General features: G+C 73.6%; 13 protein-coding genes. 8 read left to right on the forward strand and 5 right to left on the reverse strand.

What is annotated here, in order from left to right; translation table 11 throughout:
- Positions 1 to 5 precede the first annotated feature (5 nt).
- The 5 genes from ACZ4QV_RS13405 (at position 6) to ACZ4QV_RS13425 (ending at position 6,782) form a co-directional block, all read left to right on the forward strand.
- The gene (locus ACZ4QV_RS13405; RefSeq protein ID WP_361587753.1) at positions 6 to 1,262 is read left to right on the forward strand and encodes a metallophosphoesterase; all 1,257 of its coding nucleotides are present in this window, start codon (positions 6 to 8) and stop codon (positions 1,260 to 1,262) included.
- 132 nt (positions 1,263 to 1,394) lie between these two features.
- On the forward strand, positions 1,395 to 1,832 hold the full coding sequence (locus ACZ4QV_RS13410; RefSeq protein WP_361148021.1) for a hypothetical protein: 438 nt from the start codon (positions 1,395 to 1,397) through the stop codon (positions 1,830 to 1,832).
- 111 nt (positions 1,833 to 1,943) lie between these two features.
- The gene (locus tag ACZ4QV_RS13415; RefSeq protein ID WP_361148023.1) at positions 1,944 to 3,089 is read left to right on the forward strand and encodes a PLP-dependent cysteine synthase family protein; all 1,146 of its coding nucleotides are present in this window, start codon (positions 1,944 to 1,946) and stop codon (positions 3,087 to 3,089) included.
- Positions 3,086 to 4,336: an MFS transporter gene (locus ACZ4QV_RS13420; RefSeq protein ID WP_361587751.1), complete on the forward strand. Its 1,251-nt coding sequence runs from the start codon at positions 3,086 to 3,088 to the stop codon at positions 4,334 to 4,336. The genes ACZ4QV_RS13415 and ACZ4QV_RS13420 overlap by 4 nt, the downstream gene beginning before the upstream one ends.
- Positions 4,337 to 4,619: 283 nt before the next feature.
- Entirely contained in the window at positions 4,620 to 6,782 is a 2,163-nt protein-coding gene (locus ACZ4QV_RS13425) for a SpoIIE family protein phosphatase (RefSeq protein WP_467762903.1), read from the forward strand.
- A 66-nt stretch (positions 6,783 to 6,848) separates the two neighbouring features.
- Here the strand turns inward: ACZ4QV_RS13425 and ACZ4QV_RS13430 are convergent, their stop codons facing one another.
- Positions 6,849 to 8,240 carry an NADP-dependent succinic semialdehyde dehydrogenase gene (locus ACZ4QV_RS13430; RefSeq protein WP_361148028.1) on the reverse strand — a complete coding sequence of 464 codons (1,392 nt, stop codon included), beginning with the start codon at positions 8,238 to 8,240 and terminating at the stop codon, positions 6,849 to 6,851.
- Positions 8,241 to 8,800: 560 nt separating this feature from the next.
- On the opposite strand from ACZ4QV_RS13430, the gene ACZ4QV_RS13435 reads away from it, so the two are divergent.
- Positions 8,801 to 9,565, forward strand: a complete 765-nt coding sequence (locus tag ACZ4QV_RS13435; RefSeq protein ID WP_361587748.1) for a L,D-transpeptidase family protein — start codon at positions 8,801 to 8,803, stop codon at positions 9,563 to 9,565.
- Here ACZ4QV_RS13435 and ACZ4QV_RS13440 read toward each other — a convergent pair.
- Genes ACZ4QV_RS13440 through ACZ4QV_RS13455 form a run of 4 tightly spaced genes read right to left on the reverse strand, consistent with a single transcriptional unit; the run spans position 9,552 to position 15,376 of the window.
- The gene (locus tag ACZ4QV_RS13440; RefSeq protein ID WP_361587746.1) at positions 9,552 to 11,678 is read right to left on the reverse strand and encodes an ABC transporter ATP-binding protein; all 2,127 of its coding nucleotides are present in this window, start codon (positions 11,676 to 11,678) and stop codon (positions 9,552 to 9,554) included. The genes ACZ4QV_RS13435 and ACZ4QV_RS13440 overlap by 14 nt on opposite strands.
- Before the next feature lie 10 nt (positions 11,679 to 11,688).
- Positions 11,689 to 12,609, reverse strand: a complete 921-nt coding sequence (locus ACZ4QV_RS13445; protein WP_467762921.1) for an ABC transporter permease — start codon at positions 12,607 to 12,609, stop codon at positions 11,689 to 11,691.
- Positions 12,610 to 12,620: 11 nt separating this feature from the next.
- Positions 12,621 to 13,571 (reverse strand): ABC transporter permease, encoded by a 951-nt coding sequence (locus tag ACZ4QV_RS13450; RefSeq protein ID WP_361587744.1) that lies wholly within the window; start codon positions 13,569 to 13,571, stop codon positions 12,621 to 12,623.
- Positions 13,568 to 15,376, reverse strand: a complete 1,809-nt coding sequence (locus ACZ4QV_RS13455; protein ID WP_361148038.1) for a peptide ABC transporter substrate-binding protein — start codon at positions 15,374 to 15,376, stop codon at positions 13,568 to 13,570. The genes ACZ4QV_RS13450 and ACZ4QV_RS13455 overlap by 4 nt, the downstream gene beginning before the upstream one ends.
- 256 nt (positions 15,377 to 15,632) lie before the next feature.
- Here ACZ4QV_RS13455 and ACZ4QV_RS13460 point away from each other — a divergent pair, with 256 nt between their 5' ends.
- Positions 15,633 to 16,811: an ROK family transcriptional regulator gene (locus tag ACZ4QV_RS13460; protein WP_361148040.1), complete on the forward strand. Its 1,179-nt coding sequence runs from the start codon at positions 15,633 to 15,635 to the stop codon at positions 16,809 to 16,811.
- A gap of 77 nt (positions 16,812 to 16,888) precedes the next feature.
- Complete coding sequence (locus tag ACZ4QV_RS13465) at positions 16,889 to 18,388, forward strand: M81 family metallopeptidase (RefSeq protein WP_361587741.1); 1,500 nt, start codon at positions 16,889 to 16,891, stop codon at positions 18,386 to 18,388.
- Positions 18,389 to 18,500: the final 112 nt, after the last annotated feature.

Here is an 18,500-nt window from a genome sequence, read left to right on the forward strand (position 1 = left end):
CAGCCATGTGCGACGACGAGCTGATCCCGCCGCGGGCGGACCTGACCGAGGACCAGTGGAAGCGGACAGCCGGCACCGGCCCGGCCGGCGCCGCCGTACCGGCCGGCACGCCGGACGCGCCGGTCGCGGCGCGCGGTGTGCACCGGCGGACGCTGCTGGGCGGAGCGGCGGCGGGAGCGGCGCTGGCCGCGCTGCCGTTCGGGACGCAGCCCGCGGTCGCCGCGCCGCGTACGGGCGCCCCGGGGCGGTTCCCGCTCCCGTCCGCGCCGGGCCCCTCCGGCGAGTACGCCGTCCTGATCACCGGTGACGCCGGGACGGGCAAGGCGGAGCAGTACGCGGTCGCGGCGGCGGCCGCGGAGGTCTGCCGTGCCGAACGCGTCGGGCTGGCGGTCGGCCTCGGGGACAACCTCTACGAGAACGGCCCGGAGTCCGACCACGACGCGGAGTTCGCGGAGAAGTTCGAGCGGCCCAACACCGGTATCGACGTGCCGTGGCTGATGGTGCTGGGAAACCACGACTGTTCGGGGCTGATTCCCGGCAGCGGCGGCGACCCCTCCCGAGGTGACCGCGAGGTCGCGTACGCCGCGACGTCCCGCCGCTGGTACATGCCGAGCCGCTACTACAACGTCGCCCTCCCGGCAGACGGCTCCCAAGGCGAGCCGCTCGTCGAGTTCTTCGCGCTCGACACCAACCCGGTCGCCTCCTACGTCGCGCAGACCGACCCGCACTACTACTGGAACGGCCCGTACATGCGCGAGCAGCGCCGCTGGCTGGACGCCGCGCTGACCGCCTCCCGCGCGCGCTGGAAGGTGGTCCTGGGCCACCACCCGTACCTGAACAACGGCAAGCACGGCAGCGCCGGCGCGTACGACGGCTTCGTGATCGGCAACTACACCAGCGGCATCCACCTCAAGAAGCTGTACGAGGAGGTGGTGTGCGGCCGCGCCGACCTGATCATGTCCGGGCACGACCACACCCTCCAGATCCTGGAACCCACCGACCGTACCCGCGGCACCCGGCAGCTCGTCTGCGGCGCCGCCGCCAAGACGGGCGACGGCAAGGCGCACTTCACCCACCCCGCCGCCTGGCAGGACTTCGCCCGCCACGGCTTCATGGTGCTGAAGGCGGGGGCCGGGGCGATGACGATCGACGCGTACACGGTCGACATCGCCACGAAGAAGCCCCGCCTCGCCCACCGGACGCGGACCACCCGGCCGGTGGCGGCGAGGGCCGGCGCACCGGCGGGGGCGGGGGCGCACTAGCCGGCCGGGGCGGCCGTCCCCGACGGCCGCCCGTCACGTCCGCGGTGCAACCGGGTGGACGACACTGCCCGCACCGGCCGAATTTGCCGCCCGACGCACTTTCCCGCGCATGAACGATTACTGTTGCCGCCGATGCCCCCCGACCGTGCGGTACCACCCGGCTGCTCCGTGTCCCGGACCGGAGCGGTGATCCTGGTACTGCTCGCTGCCCTGGCACACGTGCTGGTCTGCGCACACGGGCCGGTTGTGGCAGGTGGCGGCCAGGTCGACACCCCCGTCGCGGCAGCCGCCTTCGACTGTGCGGGCGCGCCCGGACAGCTCACGGACGCCGCTGCCTCCCACTCACCGCACGGGCACGGCAGGGCCGAGCTCTGCTCGGGTCCGGACAGCCCGACGTTGCAGCCTTCGCGGCAGATCGCTTCACCTCTGCCGTCCCTTCCGAGCCTGGTGCCGGCCGGTTTCGCCGACGCCGGGCCGGTCGGCGTGGCGGCCGACCGGTCGCCGCCCCCGCGTCCCGGCCGTACGGCGGCCGGGCAGGAGCGGGCCCGCCTCGGCGTGTGGCGGACCTGATCACTTCGGAGGCCGCGCCGGCACCCCGGCGCGGCCAGTGAGCAGATCCGCCTTTCCCCCGACTCACGGCCGGTCGCCACCGCACGGCGCCGGCCGCAGGAGAAACACGCCATGAACCAGCTCACCCGCACGCCCGTCCCCGTCGCCCCCGCCCAACTGCTGGCCGGCGCCCGGCGCCCGATGCACACCCCCGCCGGCCTCGTCGGCGACACCCCCGTCCTGTGGATCGGCGAACCCTTCACCGCTGCCGGGCGGGGCTTCTGGGCCAAGCTCGAAGGCCACAACCCAGGTGGCATCAAGGACCGCACGGCCCTGCACATGGTCCACGAGGCGCGGGCGCGCGGGCAGTTGCGGCCCGGCGCCCGTATCGTCGAATCCACCTCCGGCACCCTGGGCCTCGGCCTGGCCCTGGCCGGCGCCACCTTCGGCCACCCGGTCACCGTCGTCACCGACCCGGGCATGGAGCCCCTGATGACGGGTCTGCTCACCGCCTACGGGGCCGATGTCGACCTCGTGCACCGCCCCCACCCGGTCGGCGGCTGGCAGCAGGCCCGCCGCCACCGCGTCGAAGAACTCCTGGCCGCGCAGCCCGAGGCCTGGTGCCCCGACCAGTACAACAACCCCGACAACGTGGCCGCCTACGCGCCGCTCGCCCACGAACTGACCGCCCAGCTCGGGCGGATCGACACCCTGGTGGTCTCGGTGGGGACCGGCGGCCACTCGGCGGGCATCGCGTCCGTGCTGCGCGGCTTCTTCCCGCGCCTGCGGGTCGTCGGCGTCGACACCACCGGCTCCACGATCTTCGGCCAACCCGCCGCGCCCCGCCTGATGCGCGGCCTGGGCTCCAGCATCTACCCCCGCAACGTCGCCTACCACCTCTTCGACGAGGTCCACTGGGTCGCCGCGCCCGAAGCCGTGTGGGCCGCCCGTCGCCTGGCCCGCGACCACTACGCCACCGGCGGATGGAGCGTGGGCGCCGTCGCCCTGGTCGCCCGCTGGCTGGCCCGTACCCTGCCCGCCGAGGAACGGATCGTCGCCGTCTTCCCGGACGGCCCGCAGCGCTACGTCGGCACCGTCTTCGACGACGCCTACGGCCGCGAGCACGACCTGCTGGACCGGCTGCCCGCCGAGGACCCCGACGCGATCGACGACCCCGGCCGGCAGGTCGTCACCCGCTGGACCCGCTGCACCCACGTCACCGACCCGACCCGCCCGGCCGCCCACGACGAGCTGACCACCGCGGGAGCCGCCCGATGAAGCACCTGTGGCAGCAGACCCGCTCCTTCCCGCCCGCGGCACGCCTGCTGATGGCCAACCAGTTCGCCATCAACCTCGCCTTCTACATGCTCATGCCGTACCTCGCCGCCCACCTGGCCGGCACCCTGGGCCTGGCCGCCTGGGCCGTCGGCCTCGTCCTGGGCGTGCGCAACTTCTCGCAGCAGGGCATGTTCCTGATCGGCGGCACCCTCGCCGACCGGGTCGGCTACAAGATTCCCATCATGGCCGGCTGCCTGCTGCGTACGGTCGGCTTCGGCCTGCTCGGCTGGGTCGACACCCTGCCCGCCCTGATCGCCGTCTCCGCGGCGACCGGCTTCGCCGGCGCCCTGTTCAACCCCGCGGTCCGCGCCTACCTCGCCGTCGAAGCCGGACCGCGGCGGGTGGACGCGTTCGCCACCTTCAACGTCTACTACCAAGCGGGGATGCTCGCGGGCCCGCTCGTCGGCCTGGCGCTGCTGACCGCCGACTTCCGCCTGGTGTGCACGGTCGCCGCCACCGTGTTCGCCGCGCTCACCCTGCTCCAGTGGCGCGCTCTTCCCCGGCGCAGCGGTACGGCGCCCGCCGCCCGGGAGCGGGTGCTCACGCAGTGGCGCGCGGTCGCCTCGAACCGGCCCTTCCTGCTGTTCTCGCTGGCGATGATCGGTTCCTACGTCCTGACCTTCCAGGTCTACCTCGCCCTGCCGCTGGCCGCCTCCGACGCCCTGGGCGCCCGGGGCACCCTCGTCACCAGCGGCCTGTTCGTCGTCTCGGCGGCCGTCACCGTCGTCGGCCAACTCCGGCTCACCGGCTGGGCCAAAGCCCGGTGGAGCCCCAGCCAGGCCCTGGTGCGCGGTCTGGCCGCCATGGGACTCGCCTTCCTCCCCCTGGCCTTCGCCTCTTCCGGCGTACCCGGGGCGGTCCTCGCCGCGCTCGTCGCCGCCGTCGTGCTGCTCGCCGCGGGCAGCGCGGTGGTCTACCCCTTCGAGATGGACACCGTCGTCGCGCTGTCCGAAGGGCGCCTGGTGGCCACCCACTACGGCCTCTACAACACCGTCTCCGGCCTGGGTGTCACCGTGGGCAACCTCGTCACCGGTGCCCTGTGGGACTTCGCCGCCCGCCACGACGCCCGCTGGCTGACCTGGAGCGTCCTGGCCGCGACCGGCCTGGCCTGCGCGACGGCCCTCGCCGCTCTCGCCCGCGGCGGACACCTGGCACCGGTCCGGCGGCCGCAGCCTGCCCCCGCCTGACCGGCCGCCGCGCCACCGGCATACCCCCACGCCCCGCTGAAAGTGCGCATTCCGGACCTCTGTCCTAACGTGGGCGCATGGCCGCTTCCCGGTTGCGATGGTCCCCCTTCGGCGGGCCGTGCGGGGAAGCGGCGGGCGTGGTGGCCCCGGCGTCGCCGGCCCCGACTGCCTGGCGGGCAGCCGGGGCCGGCGCGCCTCCGGTGTGCGGCCTCCGCCCCCGGCCCGGGGACACGTCCGGCAGCCGTCCGTCCGCACCGGCCGCGGGACAGGAGCGTCGCAGGTCATGACCGGACGGAACACCACTCCGCCCGGCCGCTACGACCCGCGCCGCGGCGTGCCGCCCGCGACCACCGGGCCGGGAACCGGTCCGGCCGACGCCCCCGACGCCCCACCGCCCGACCCCCTCGACCTGCGCGAACGGCTCGCCCTCAACCGCACGGGCACCTTCGACTGGGACCTGGACCGCGGAACGCTGGAGCTGGACGCGTGCGCGCTGGACGTCTTCGACCTGCGGCCGGACGAGTACGACGGGCAGCCCACGGCGCTCGCCGCCCGCGTGCCGCCCGAGGAGGGGTACCGGCTGGACGCGGCCATCTCCCAGGCCGTCCAGGACGCGGCACCCTCGTACGGCGCGTACTTCCGCATCCACCGCCGCGACGGTTCACCCCGGTGGACCCACACCCAGGGCCGCATCCTGCGGGACGCGGACGGCCGCCCGTACCGGATCGCCGGGCTCGTCCGGGAAGCCGGTACGGAGATGGCCGACTCCGTGCTGCTGCGGTCGCTCCAGGAGAACCGGCAGCGGCAGACCGCGATGGTGCAGCAGACCACGGCGGCGCTCTCCCGGGCCCTGTCGGTCGCGGACGTCACCCGGGTCCTGACCGGGACGGGCGGTGCCCGCCGCTTCGGCGCCGACGCGCTGATCCTCGGGCTGGTCGACAACGACCGCTTCGAGGTCATCGCCGTCACGGGCCTGCCGGGCGCCACGCCCGAGGACATGATGGCCTCCCGGCTCGACGACACCCTGCCGCTGTCGGACGCCGCGCTGTCCCGCCGCGCCGCGTTCCTGTCCTCCCGCGGCGAGCTGATGGCCCGCTACCCGCGGCTGCGCCCGTACCTGGACCGCGTCCCCTCCGGCAGCGCCGTCTTCCTGCCGCTGGTCGCGCAGGACCGCGTCATCGCGGCGCTCGGACTGTTCAACACCGAGCCCAAACAGCACTCGGCGGAGGACCGCAACCTCGCGCTCGCGCTGGCCGGTGTCGTCGCCCAGTCCCTCCAGCGGGCCATGCTCTTCGACCAGGAACGCGAGTTCGCGACCGGGCTGCAGGCCACGATGCTGCCGCGCCGGGTCCCCGAGATCGCCGGGGGCGAGGTCACCGTCCGCTACCACGCGGCGAGCACCGGGCGGGACATCGGCGGCGACTGGTACGACGTCATCCCGCTGCCCCAGGGGCGGATCGGGCTGGTCGTCGGCGACGTCCAGGGCCACGACACACACGCCGCGGCCGTCATGGGCCAGCTCCGCATCGCGCTGCGCGCCTACGCCACCGAGGGCCACTCCCCGGAGACGGTGCTCGTGCGCGCCTCCCGCTTCCTCGCCGAGCTGGAGACCGAACGGTTCGCGACCTGCACCTACGTCCAGGCCGATCTGGAATCCGGCGCGCTGCACGTGGCGCGGGCCGGACACCTGGGCACGCTGGTCTGGGACGCGGCCCGGCACACGGACTGGCACCCGGTACGCGGCGGCCTGCCGCTCGGGCTGGCCACCGCGTTCGGCCAGGACCACTTCCCGGAGACCCTGCTGTTCCTGGAACCGGACTCGGCCCTCCTGCTGTGCACCGACGGCCTCGTCGAACAGCCCGGCCAGGACATCGCCGTCGGCATCGACGCACTGACCGCCGCGGTACGGGACGGCCCCGCCGACCTGGAAGCACTGGCCGATCAGCTCTCCGACCAGTTGTGGGCGCGGTCCGGCTCCGACGACGACATGGCCCTCGTCCTGCTGCACCGGGCCCCGGCGGCCGGCACCACCGCCGTCACCCCGCGCTTGCGGCTCCATGTCCACCAGGCCGACCCGTCCGGAGCCTCGGAGGTACGGGCGATGCTGCGGCGCACGATGGACCAGTGGCGGGCCGGCTCGATCGCGTACGACATCGAGGTGGCCGCCACCGAACTCGTCACCAACGCGCTGACCCACACGGACAGCGGCGCCCTGGTGACGGTGGAACTCCTGCCGGCCGGCCCGCCGGGCAGCTCCCGACGCCGCGTGCGCCTGGAGGTGGAGGACCGCTCCAGCCGCTGGCCCCGCCGCCGCACCCCCGGCGAGACCGCCACCTCGGGCCGCGGCCTGATGATGGTCGAAGCCCTCTCCGACGCCTGGGGCGCGGAACCGCGGGGCAGCGGCAAGGCCCTGTGGTGCGAATTCGGCCTGCCGGGCGCGGAATAGCGGCACCCGCCCGGCCCCCGTACGTCCGGCTGGATCAGGCCAGGTCGGCCTTGGGGCCCCGGGAGCTCACGCCCCGTGCCACACCGTCGTCGCGTTGCAGAACTCGCGGATGCCGTGACCGGCCAGTTCGCGGCCGTAGCCGGAGCGTTTGACGCCGCCGAAGGGGAGCGCGGGGTGGGAGGCGGTCATGCCGTTGAAGAAGAGGCCGCCGGCTTCGATGTCGCGGACGAGGCGTCGCTGTTCGTCCTCGTCTCGGGTCCACGCGTTGGAGCTGAGGCCGAACGGGGTGTCGTTGGCGGTGGCGATCGCCTCGTCGAGGCTGTTGACCCGGTAGAGCGTGGCGACCGGGCCGAACGCCTCCTCCTGGTGGATGCGCATCTCGGGGGTGATGCCGGCCAGCACGGTCGGCTCGTAGAACCAGCCGGCGGTCAGCTTCTCCGGGCGTTTGCCGCCGCACAGTGCGGCGGCGCCCCGGCGTACCGCGTCGTCGACCAGTTCCTCCAGGTCGGAGCGGCCCTGTTCGCTGGCCAGCGGGCCGACGTCGGTGCTCTCCTCCATCGGGTCGCCGACGGTCAGTGCGGCCATCCGCTCGGTGAAGCGCACCGCGAACTCGTCGTAGACGTCGGTGTGCACGATGAAGCGTTTGGCGGCGATGCAGGACTGCCCGTTGTTCTGCACCCGGGCGGTGACGGCGGTGCGTACGGCCGCGTCGAGGTCGGCGGACGGGAGCACGATGTACGGGTCGCTGCCGCCCAGTTCCAGCACCGTCTTCTTGATCTCGTCACCGGCGATGGAGGCGACCGAGCGGCCGGCCGGTTCGCTGCCGGTGAGGGTCGCGGCGGCGACCCGGCGGTCGCGCAGGATGTCCTCGATCGCGCCGGAGCCGACCAGCAGGGTCTGGAAGCAGCCTTCGGGGAAGCCCGCCCTGCGCAGCAGGTCCTCCACGTACAGCGCGGTCTGCGGCACGTTGGAGGCGTGTTTGAGCAGGCAGGTGTTGCCGGCCATCAGCGCGGGCGCGGCGAAGCGGATCACCTGCCAGAGGGGGAAGTTCCACGGCATGACGGCCAGGACGGTGCCGAGGGGCCGGTAGCGGACATAGGCGCGGGACGCCCCGGCGTCCTCGGCGTCGCCGGGGTCCGGTACCTCGTCGGCGAGCAGTTCCTCGGCGTGGTCGGCGTACCAGCGCATCGTCTTCGCGCACTTGGCGGCTTCCGCGCGGGCCGCCGCCAGCGGCTTGCCCATCTCGGTGGTCATGGTGCGGGCGATGCCGTCCTGACCCGCCTCCAGCAGGCCGGCGGCGTTGCGCAGCAGTTCGCCGCGTTCGGCGAAGGTCGTCGTCCGGTAGCTGCGGAATGCTGCTTCGGCGCGGGCGAGCCGCTCCTCGATCGCGTCGGTGTCGAGCGCGTCGAAGGTCTTGAGCGTCTCGCCGGTGGCCGGGTCGACCGTGGCGATGGCCATGTGGATGCACCTCCCGTGGGGTGGTGGGCGGGCTGGGTGAAGCTGGGGGCCGCGGCGGCCGGGAGACCGCCGCGGGACCGGTGGCCGGTGCCGGCCGCGGGCTACGTGAGCGGCCCGGGGGCCGGGGACGGATCCGGTACGGGATCGGGGCCCGGCGGGCGCGGTACGGGGTCGGGGCTGGGTGTCGGCGGCTGCGGCGTGGGCGGGGGCGGTGTCGGGTCGGGCGGCCCGGGCACCGGCGGTCCCGGAGTGGGCCCCGGCACGGGTCCGGGCCCCGGACCGGGTTCGGGCCCGCCGGGCCCCGGCGAGGGGGTGGGTGTCGGCGGTACGGGCTCGGTCTCCTGCCCGGGTTCGCGCGTACGGTGCGGTGTCGGTTGCCGCTCCACAGCAGACCTCCTGGGTCGGACGGCAGGTGGTTCTCCGGCCCCGGTACCCGGGTTTCGCCGGTCTATCGCACTGACGCGCGACGGATTGCGCCCCCGGTCGCCCGCCACGCTCCTTCGGGTGGCTTGTCCGCTTCGTTCGGCGACGCACGGTTTCCGGCCCTTTACATTGCGGTCATGATCTCCGCGAGGACCCTGGCGGCCGCGGCCTGCGCGGCCGTGCTCGCCCTGACCGTGCCCGCCTCCGCCGTCGCCGTACCCCGCTCCCCCGCCGCGTCCCCGACTCCCGCCCCGGCTGCCGTCCCGGCTGTCGGACAGCCGCTGCCCACCCGTATGGCCGACACCGGCGGCGGCAGTCAGCTCGTCACGGCCCGCGCCGCGAGCCCGCGCTCGACGACCGGCACGGTGAGCTGGTGGCAGCGGCACGGGAGCCGCTGGCACCGGGTCGGTACGGCGCCCGCGCGGTTCGGGGCGAACGGGCTGGCCGAGGGCGACACACGCAAGCAGGGCACCTCGACCACGCCCACCGGCCTGTACGACCTGCCGTTCGCCTTCGGTCTCGCGAAGGCACCGGCCGGTACGGAGGTCCCGTACCGGCCGGTGCGGAACACGTCCTGGTGGTGCCAGGACAACGGCTCGTCCGCCTACAACCGCTGGGTGGACCCGCGCCCGCGCGACTGCGCGGCGAAGGAGGCCGAGCGGCTGGCCGACTATCCGGCGCAGTACCGCCGGGCCCTGGTCATCGGCTTCAACTACCACCGTCCGGTCCGCGGCCGAGGCGCGGGCATCTTCCTGCACGTCGACGGGCGTGGGGCGACGGCGGGCTGTGTGTCGGTACCGGCCCGGGCGATGGCCCGCATCGTGGCGTGGGTGCGGCCGGCCGCCCGGCCGCACATCGCGATCGGTACGGATTCCGGGCGTACGGCCGTCACGCGTTACTGACCGCTCCCGGGCCGGGGGCCGCCGCGAGGGGGAAGTGGCAGGCCACCCGGTGTCCGGGAGCGGTCGGTCCGGTGGGCTCCGGCTCGCTCTCCGCGCAGCGCGCGCGGGCCACCGGGCAGCGGGTGCGGAAGCGGCAGCCGGAGGGCGGTGCGGCGGCGGAAGGGGTCTCACCGGGGAGCGGGGTGCCCGCGGCAGGGGCCGCGGGGTCGGGGGCGTTGACGGTGTCGAGGAGGCCCCGGGTGTACGGGTGGAGGGGGTGTTCGAAGACGTCCCGGGCCGGTCCGGTCTCCACCAGTTTGCCCAGGTACATGACGCCGACGGTGTCCGCGAGGTGCCGTACCACCGCCAGGTCGTGGGAGATGAAGAGGTACGTCAGCCCCTTGTCGCGTTGCAGGTCGCGCATGAGGTTGAGGATCTGCGCCTGGACGGAGACGTCGAGCGCGGAGACCGGTTCGTCGGCGACGACGAGAGAGGGCGAGAGGGCGAGGGCGCGCGCCAGTCCGAGGCGCTGGCGCTGGCCGCCGGAGAACTCATGCGGATAGCGGTCCACGGCGCCCCGGGGCAGGCCGACGTCGTCCAGCAGGGCGGCGACCCGCCGCTCCTGCGCGGCGCGGTCACCGATGCCCTGGATGACCAGTGGCTCCCGCAGGATCGTGCCGACGCGCATCCTGGGGTCCATGGACGCGTAGGAGTCCTGGAACATCAGCTGGACGTCGCGGCGGTGGGCGCGCAATTCTCGGCGGGTCAGAGCGCCGATGTCGCGGCCCGCGAAGCGGATCGTGCCGTCGGTCGGCGGTTCGAGGCCGACGACCATCCGCCCCAGGGTGGACTTGCCGCAGCCGGACTCGCCGACGATGCCGAAGGTCTCGCCGCGGGCGACGGTGAGGCTGACCCCGGCGACGGCGCCGACCTCCCCGGCTCCCTTGCGCCGGGCGAAGGGGCCGGCGTGCAGGGCGTAGTGCTTGGTGACGCCGGTGAGGGTGAGGAGGGGCTCCCGGGCCGCGGGGGCGGAGACGGAGGTGGATGAGGTGGCGGCCGTGCCCGGCTCGTGGCCGGTCGCCCGTTCCTCCGCCGGGCTCTCCACGGGGTGGAAGCACGCGTACCCGTGGTCCGTGTCCGCCGACAGCTCCGGCTCCTCCGTACGGCACCGTTCGCTCGCGAAGGCGCAGCGCGGTGCGAAGCGGCAGCCGACGGGCCGGGTGACGAGCGTGGGCGGCAGGCCCGGGATGGTGGCGAGGGTGGTCCGTTGGCCCGTGGCGCGTTCGGGGAGGGCGGCGAGGAGTGCCTGGGTGTAGCGGTGCCGGGGGGTGGCGAAGAGGCGGTGCACACCGGCGCGTTCGGCGACCTTGCCGCCGTACATGACCGCGACCCGGTCCACCCGCTTGGCGATGACGCCGAGGTCGTGGGTGACCAGGATCATGGCCATGCCGAGGCGGGTGCGCAGGTCGTCGATGAGCTCCAGGATCTGGTGCTGGGTGGTGACGTCGAGGGCGGTGGTCGGTTCGTCGGCGATCAGCAGTCTGGGCTCGCACACCAGGGCCATGGCGATGGCGACGCGCTGCCGCATGCCGCCGCTGAGCTGGTGGGGGTGGTTCCGCATCCGTTCGGCGGGCTGCGGCATGCCGACCAGCCGCAGGGTCTCCTCGGCCTTCGCCCAGGCCTGCCGCCGGGTGATCTCCTTGTGCAGCAGCAGGGGTTCGGCGACCTGGGCGCCGATGGTCATGGTCGGGTTGAGGGAGGTCAGCGGGTCCTGGAAGACCATGCCGATGGTGTTGCCGCGGACGCCCCGCAGGACGGGTCCGGGCGCGGCGGCCAGGTCGGTCGTGCGGTCCGCGCCGGTGCCGCCGTCCCGGAAGAGGATGCGTCCGCCGGTGATCCGGCCGCCCTTCGGCAGCAGGCCGAGGACGGACAGCGCGGTCATGGTCTTGCCGCAGCCGGATTCGCCCACGACGCCGAGGGCTTCCCCGGGGGCGAGGTCGAGGTGCACACCGTCCAGGGCGTGCACGGTACGGCCGCGGCCGGTGATCTCGACGTGCAGGTCCTCGACGCTGAGCAGCGGTGCGGCGGTCCCGGACGGCGGACGGACGGTCGCGGACAGGGGGTCGGCGGTCATGGGCCCTTCCTCAGCTCTTCTGGAGGCGCACGTCGAAGGCGTCCCGCAGGCCGTCCCCGACGAAGTTGAACGCGGCGACGACGAGGACGACGGCGAGGCCGGGCGGGAAGATCAGCCACCAGTGGCCGACCTGGGTGTAGGTGATGCCGGCGGAGAGCATGGAGCCCCAGTCGGCGGCCGGGGGCGGAATGGACAGGCCCAGGAAGGAGAGGTAGGCGACGTAGAGGATGGCGTCGGCGATCTGGAAGGTGGCGTTGACGATGACGGTGCCGACGGCGCCGGGCAGGATGTGCCGGAAGACGGCCCGGCCTCCGCCGCCGCCCATCAGGCGCATGGCGTGCACGTAGTCGCGGCTGCGCAGGGCGAGGGCCTCACCGCGGATGAGACGGGCCGGGGACAGCCAGGCGACCGAGGCGATGATGAGGATGAGCACGGCTTTGCCGGGGGTGACGATGGCGGCGACCACGACCAGCAGGAACAGTGCGGGGATGGCGAGAGCGGCGTCGGTGACGCGCATCATGGCGGCGTCCACCCAGCCGCCGAAGTAGCCCGCGACCGCGCCGTACACGGTGCCGAAGAGGGTGGCCAGCAGTCCGGCGGCGAGGCCGACCTCCAGGGAGGTCTGTCCGCCGTACATCAGCCGGCCGAGCATGTCGTAGCCGAGGTCGGTGGTGCCGAGGAGGTGGCCGGGGCTGCCGGGCGGCAGGCTTGCCCGGGACAGGTCGGTGTGCGTCTGGTCGGTGGGGTGCAGCAGCGGGCCGACGTAGCAGAACAGCAGCAGGGCCAGGAGGACGACGGTGCCGGTCAGGGCGAGTCTGCCGCGGGCGAAGACGGCGAGGGAGCGGCGCAGCGGCCCGGGGGCGGCGGGTGCCGCCGCGGCCCGGTCCTCGTCCCCGGGCCGGGCGGCCCCGGCGTGGCCCGGCGCGTCCATGGAGGGTGCGGTCACGAGACGCTCCCGATCCGGGGGTCGAGTACGGCGTAGGCGATGTCGGTGATCAGCGAGCCGAGCACGGTGGCCACGCCGACGATCAGGGTGACGCCGAGCAGTACGGGGAAGTCCGAGCCCTGCGCGGCGTTCCAGAACAGCAGTCCCATTCCGGGGTAGTTGAACATCGACTCGACGACGAGGGTGCCGCTGAAGAGGGTCGGAAGGTACAGCCCGAGGAGGGTGGCGAGCGGGATCAGCGCGTTGCGCAGGACGTGCCGGGCCAGGACGCGGGTGCCTGACTGCCCCTTGGCGTGCGCGGTGCGTACGTAGTCCTCCTGGAGGTTGTCCAGTACGGCCGAGCGCATGTAGCGGCTGAACGCGGCGATGATGCCGAGGGCGGTGGTCACCACGGGCAGGACCAGGGCCGGGGCCTCGGCGAGCAGTCCGCCGACCGTGTCGGCCTGCGGTGCCTCGGCCGGGAAGAGCTGGAGCTGCTGGCTGAAGACGAGGACGAGGACCAGGCCGAGGAAGAAGACCGGGGTGGCGTAGGCGAGGAAGGCGGCTCCCGTGAGCAGGTGGTCGGCGGCCCTGCCGCGGCGTACGGCCTGGAGGATGCCGAGCGGTACGGCCAGTACGGCGGCGAGCGCGAGGGACAGGCCGGCCAGCAGCGCGGTCTTCGGGAGGCGTTCGCCGAGCAGGGAGGTGACGGTCTGGTTGAGCTTGTAGGACTCGCCGAGGTCTCCGGTGAGCAGCCGCCCGAGGTACATCACGTACTGCTGCGGCAGCGGACGGTCGTAGCCCTGCTGGTGGTTGAAATGTGTGACGGCTTCCGGGGTGGCCTTGACGCCGAGGATGGCGCGGGCCGGGCCGCCGGGCAGCAGGTGCAGCAGGACGAAGACGATGACGGAGACCAGCAGCAGGACGACGGCGGCCTGTGCGACGCGTTTGACCAGGAAACGGATCACCGGTGCGCACCGCCCTTCTTGACGAAGTACCAGTCCTGCGGCGCGAGGCCGAGGGTGGGGTTCTGGTCGATGCCGCGCAGGTCGTTGCGGATGACGGAGACCTGGTAGGCCGGGTTGGGCGTCCACAGGACGGGCACCTGGTCCGCCGTGTAGCGGGCGTAGTCGCGCAGCGCGGTCGGGTCGTCGGAGAACTCGGTGCGCTTGATCAGCTCGTCGGCCTTCGGGTCGGACCAGTTGCCCATGTTGGAGGGCGCCCCGGTGGCGAAGAGCGACTCCCCGCTGGCCACGGTCGGGAAGTACCAGCTTCCCTGGGTACCGAAGAAGCCCGTCTGCCAGGCGGAGCACACCGGTTCGGCCGGCTTGCAGGGGACGGTGGTGCCGAGGACGGTGTTCAGCGGCTGCTGCCGGACGTCCAGGGTGATGCCGGCCCGGTCCATGGCGGACTTGATCTCCTGCATGGTGTTGGAGGTCTCGGTGGATCCGGACTGGGAGAGGAGTTCCAGGCGCAGCGGCTGTCCGCCGGGGATGTCCTTGCCGCACTGTCCGGGGCCGGTGCCGGGGCGGGCGCAGCGCAGCCTGCCGTCGGTGCGCTGCCAGCCGTGCGCGGCGAGCAGGGCTTCGGCCTTCTTCGGGTCGTACGGGAACGGGTCGTGGTCCAACTGCGCGGCGGGCACCGGGCCGCGGGTGGGTGCCGCGCTGCCGTGCCAGACGACGTCGGAGATCGTCTTCTGGTCGACGAGCTGCTGGAGGGCGCGGCGCAGGTAGGTCTGGCGGAGCATCGGTCCGGCGGTGGGGTGGTGGAAGTTCAGGACGATGTAGGTGATCGCCCAGCCTTCCCACGGGTCGATGCGGTAGCCCATCTTCTCGAACCGCGTGGACTGGGCCATGACCGACGGCGGGATGTAGCCGTAGTCCACTCCGCCGGCGCGCAGCACGTTGAATTCGGAGTCGGCGGTGGTGAAGGGCTTGAGGACGACGCGGTCGAGATGGGGCTTGTCGGGGCCGCCGTACTGTTTGTTGGGAACCAGGGACACCTGCCCGGAGGTGGTCCACTTCTCGATGCGCCAGGGGCCGCTGACGGTCTTCCAGAGCGGGTCGGTGGCGAACTCGGAGAGCCGCTTGGCGTGCTGGAGCAGCCGCGCGAAGACTTTCTTCGGGTCCTCGTCGTGCGGGTCCCAGGCGTGTTTGGGCAGGGGGGTGAAGTTGTCGAGCTGGTTGCCGGTGAACCAGGCGGGGTTGTACGCGCGGTCCAGGCGCAGCCGGAAGGTGTGGTCGTCCAGCACCTCGAACTTCTTGACGTTGTCGGGCAGCAGGCCCGGCGAGTAGCCCGCCCACTCCTCCTTGTCGTGCTTGATCAGGTCGTACCAGAACTCCACGTCACGGCTGGTGACGGGCGTGCCGTCGGACCAGCGGTGGCCCTGCTCGAGCGTGATGGTGACGGTGGTGTTGCCGTCGCTGTAGCGGGGCTGCCCGGCGAGGTTGCGCGGGCTGTCCATGGTCAGGCCCGCGCCCTTCTTCTCGGCCGTGTAGAGCGGCGGGTAGAGCAGGTCCTGTACGGCGTTGTTGTACGAGGCCAGGTAACCGGCCGTGCCGATCGGGAAGATCCAGTTGGGCGTGGCGGCGGGCGGCAGCGCCATGGTGGCGGTGCCCCCTTCGACGCGGGTACCGCCGGTGGCTCCGACGTCGGTGACGGCGCCGTCCGCCGGGCCGCATCCGGTGACGGTGACCAGGCCGAGCAGCAGCGCGGTCACCGCGCGGAGCAGGGGGTGGACGGGCCCGCGTCGGCGGGTTCTGCGCGGGCCCATGCTGCCTCCGGAAAGGGTCGGCCGGTCGAAGAATGCGAGAAAAGTACGGACGGCCGCGAAAAGAAGTCAAGGGTCTGGCGGAACAACGGCAACTGGGCTGTACTGAAAGCTACTTGTAACCTCTTCTTTCTTCGGTATTCGAAGAAAGAAGAGGAACTACCCGCCGGATTTCCGTCGTTCCCCGCCGCTCGCGGCCGAAAGGCAGCGCCATGACCGTCACCATGACCACCACCCCGACCGCCGCCGAGGCCCCGACGTGACCGCCGCCGAGGAACAGCCCGGCTCCGCCGCACACGTCCTCGAACTCGTCGCGACCGGCACCGCCCGCTCGCGCGCCGACCTCGTACGGGAGCTGGGGCTCGCCGCCTCCACCGTCTCCGCCCGCGTCCAGGAACTGGTCGACGCCGGGCTGCTGACCGAGTCCGGCGAGGGCGCCTCGCGCGGCGGGCGCCGGCCGCGGCTGCTGCGCGTCCCGGACGGCGGCACCGTCGCGCTCGCCGCCGACCTGGGCAGCCATCACATCCGTACCGGCGCGGTGGGCCTGACGGGCACCGGCTTCGACATCGACGAGTGCGCTTTCGACCTGACGACCGGCCCGGAACCGGCTGTCGGCCTGCTCGCCGAACGGCTGACCGCGCTGGCCGACCGCCAGCGCGCGGCGGGACGCACCGTGTGCGGCGCGGGCATCGGCTTCCCCGGGCCCGTCGATCCCGGGTCGGGCCGGGTCATCGCGCCGTCCCGGATGCCCGGCTGGCATCTGTACGAGCTGCGCGACCGGCTCGCCGACCGGCTCGGCATGCCCGTGCTGGTCGACAACGACGCCAATGTCCTGGCCCTGGGCGAGCACCGGGCCGCCCACCCTGCCCGGCGGCACCTGGTGGTGGTCAAGGCGGGCCGCGGCATCGGCTCCGGCGTGATCAGCCACGGCCGGCTCTACCGGGGCGCCCGCGGCTGCGCCGGGGACATCAGCCACGTACGGGTGGACGCCGCCGCCGCACGCCCCTGCTCCTGCGGGAACATCGGCTGTCTGGAGTCGGTGGCCAGCGGCGCCGCGATCGCCGCCGCGCTGCGCGGCCAGGGCATCGAGGCGGATTCCACCACCGACATCCTGCGGCTCGTCGAGGACGGCGAACCGCACGCGACGACCCTGGTGCGGCAGGCCGGGCGGCACATCGGCGGGGTGCTGGGCGTCGTGGTGAACTTCTTCAACCCGGAGGCCGTGGTGCTGGGCGGCGCGCTCGCCGCCGCGGAACCGCTGGTCGCGGCGGTGCGCGGGGTGTTGTACGAGCGGTGCCTGCCGATGGCGACCAGCGAACTGTCCATCGTCGCGGCGAGCTGCGGCCCCGACGCGGGGCTGCTCGGCGCCGGCCACGCCGCGCTGCGCGAACTGGCCGCCGACGGCGGGCTGCCGGCCCTGCCCGTCGTCCGTACGTAGCTCCCCGACGGCCCCCGGTCCCCGCGTCCCCCTCGTCCCCCGTGTCCCCACACCCCCACGGAAGGTGCACGACCGACATGCGTATCGCCATCGGCGGCATGGCCATCGAGTCCAGCCAGTTCTGCCCGCACCGCTCGACGTACGACGATTTCCGCGTGACCCGCGGCGCCGCGCTGCTGGACCGCTACACCTGGACCCGGCCGGACAGCGACCTCGCGGACCAGGTGGAGTGGGTGCCCCTGGTGCACGCGGTGGCGCTGCCCGGCGGGCCCGTCGAGCGGAAGACGTACGACCGGATCAAGTCCGAACTGGTCACCCGGATACACGAGGCCGGACCGCTGGACGGCATGGTCTACGACATCCACGGCGCCATGAGCGTCGTCGGCCTGGACGACGCCGAGGCGGACCTCACCGACGCCGTACGGGACGCGCTCGGCCCGGACGTGCTGCTCTCCGCCGCCATGGACCTGCACGGCAACGTCTCGCGCCGCTTCGCCGACCGCCTCGACCTGCTCACCGCGCACCGCCTCGCCCCGCACGAGGACGCCTGGGAGACGCGCGAGCGGGCCGCCCGCAAACTGGTCGGACGGCTGGTGTCCGGCAAGGGCCGTCCGTACCGCGCCTGGGTGCAGGTACCGGTCCTGCTCCCCGGCGAGAAGACCAGCACCCGCCTGGAACCGGCCAAGTCCCTGTACGGCAGGCTCGCCTCGGTCGAGGCGCTGGACGGCATCGTGGACGCGGCGCTCTGGGTGGGTTACGCCTGGGCCGACGAGGCGCGCTGCCGGGCCGCGGTCGTGGTGACCGGCGACGACCCGGACCTGGCGCTGGAGCAGGCCCGCGGCCTGGCCCGGGAGTACTGGGACGTGCGCCGCGACTTCGTCTTCGCCGGCCCGACCGGCGACGCCGACGCGTGCGTCGCCCACGCCGTCGCGTCCCCCGCCCGCCCGTTCCTGATCAGCGACTCCGGCGACAATCCCACCGCGGGCGGCGCGGGCGACCTCGCGTACATGCTGCGGCGTCTGCTGGCCGACGAGGACCTGGCGAGCGGCCGGGTCACCGCGCTGCACCCGGGCATCACCGATCCGGCCGCGGTGGCCGCCTGCTTCGCCGCCGGGGTGGGCGCCCGCGTCACCCTGAAGGTCGGCGGCCACGTCAGCGCCGGCACCGGCCCGCACGCCGAACCGTACGAGCTGACCGGCACGGTGACCGCCCTCGAAGACCCGGCCGCGCCCGCCGCCGGTGCCCCGCGCGGCAACCCGGCGTACGACGGCGGCGGCCGCACCGCCGCCGTCACCCGGGGCGGCGTGACGGCCGTCCTCACCGAGCGGCGCAAGCCCTTCCACACCCGCGCGGACTTCGGCACGCTCGACCCGACGGCGTACGACATCGTCGTGGTGAAGATCGGCTACCTGGAGCCGGAGCTGTACGCGATGGCCGCCGACTGGCTGCTCGCCCTCACCCCCGGCGGCGTGGACCAGGACCTGCCGCGCCTGGGCCACCACCGGGTGACCCGCCCGCTCTACCCGTTCGACGACGCGGGCTTCGAGGACCCGGACCTGACACCGGTGCTGCTCTGAGGGACGGGCCCCGGGACACCGGCTCCGAGGGCCCGGCGCGTCCGGTCGGCCCGTTATGTGCGGCGCCGGTGCATGACGGCCCGTACGGTGGAGAGGCGCTCCCTGATCACCT

The organism is Streptomyces sp. NPDC026394, assembly GCF_055567735.1.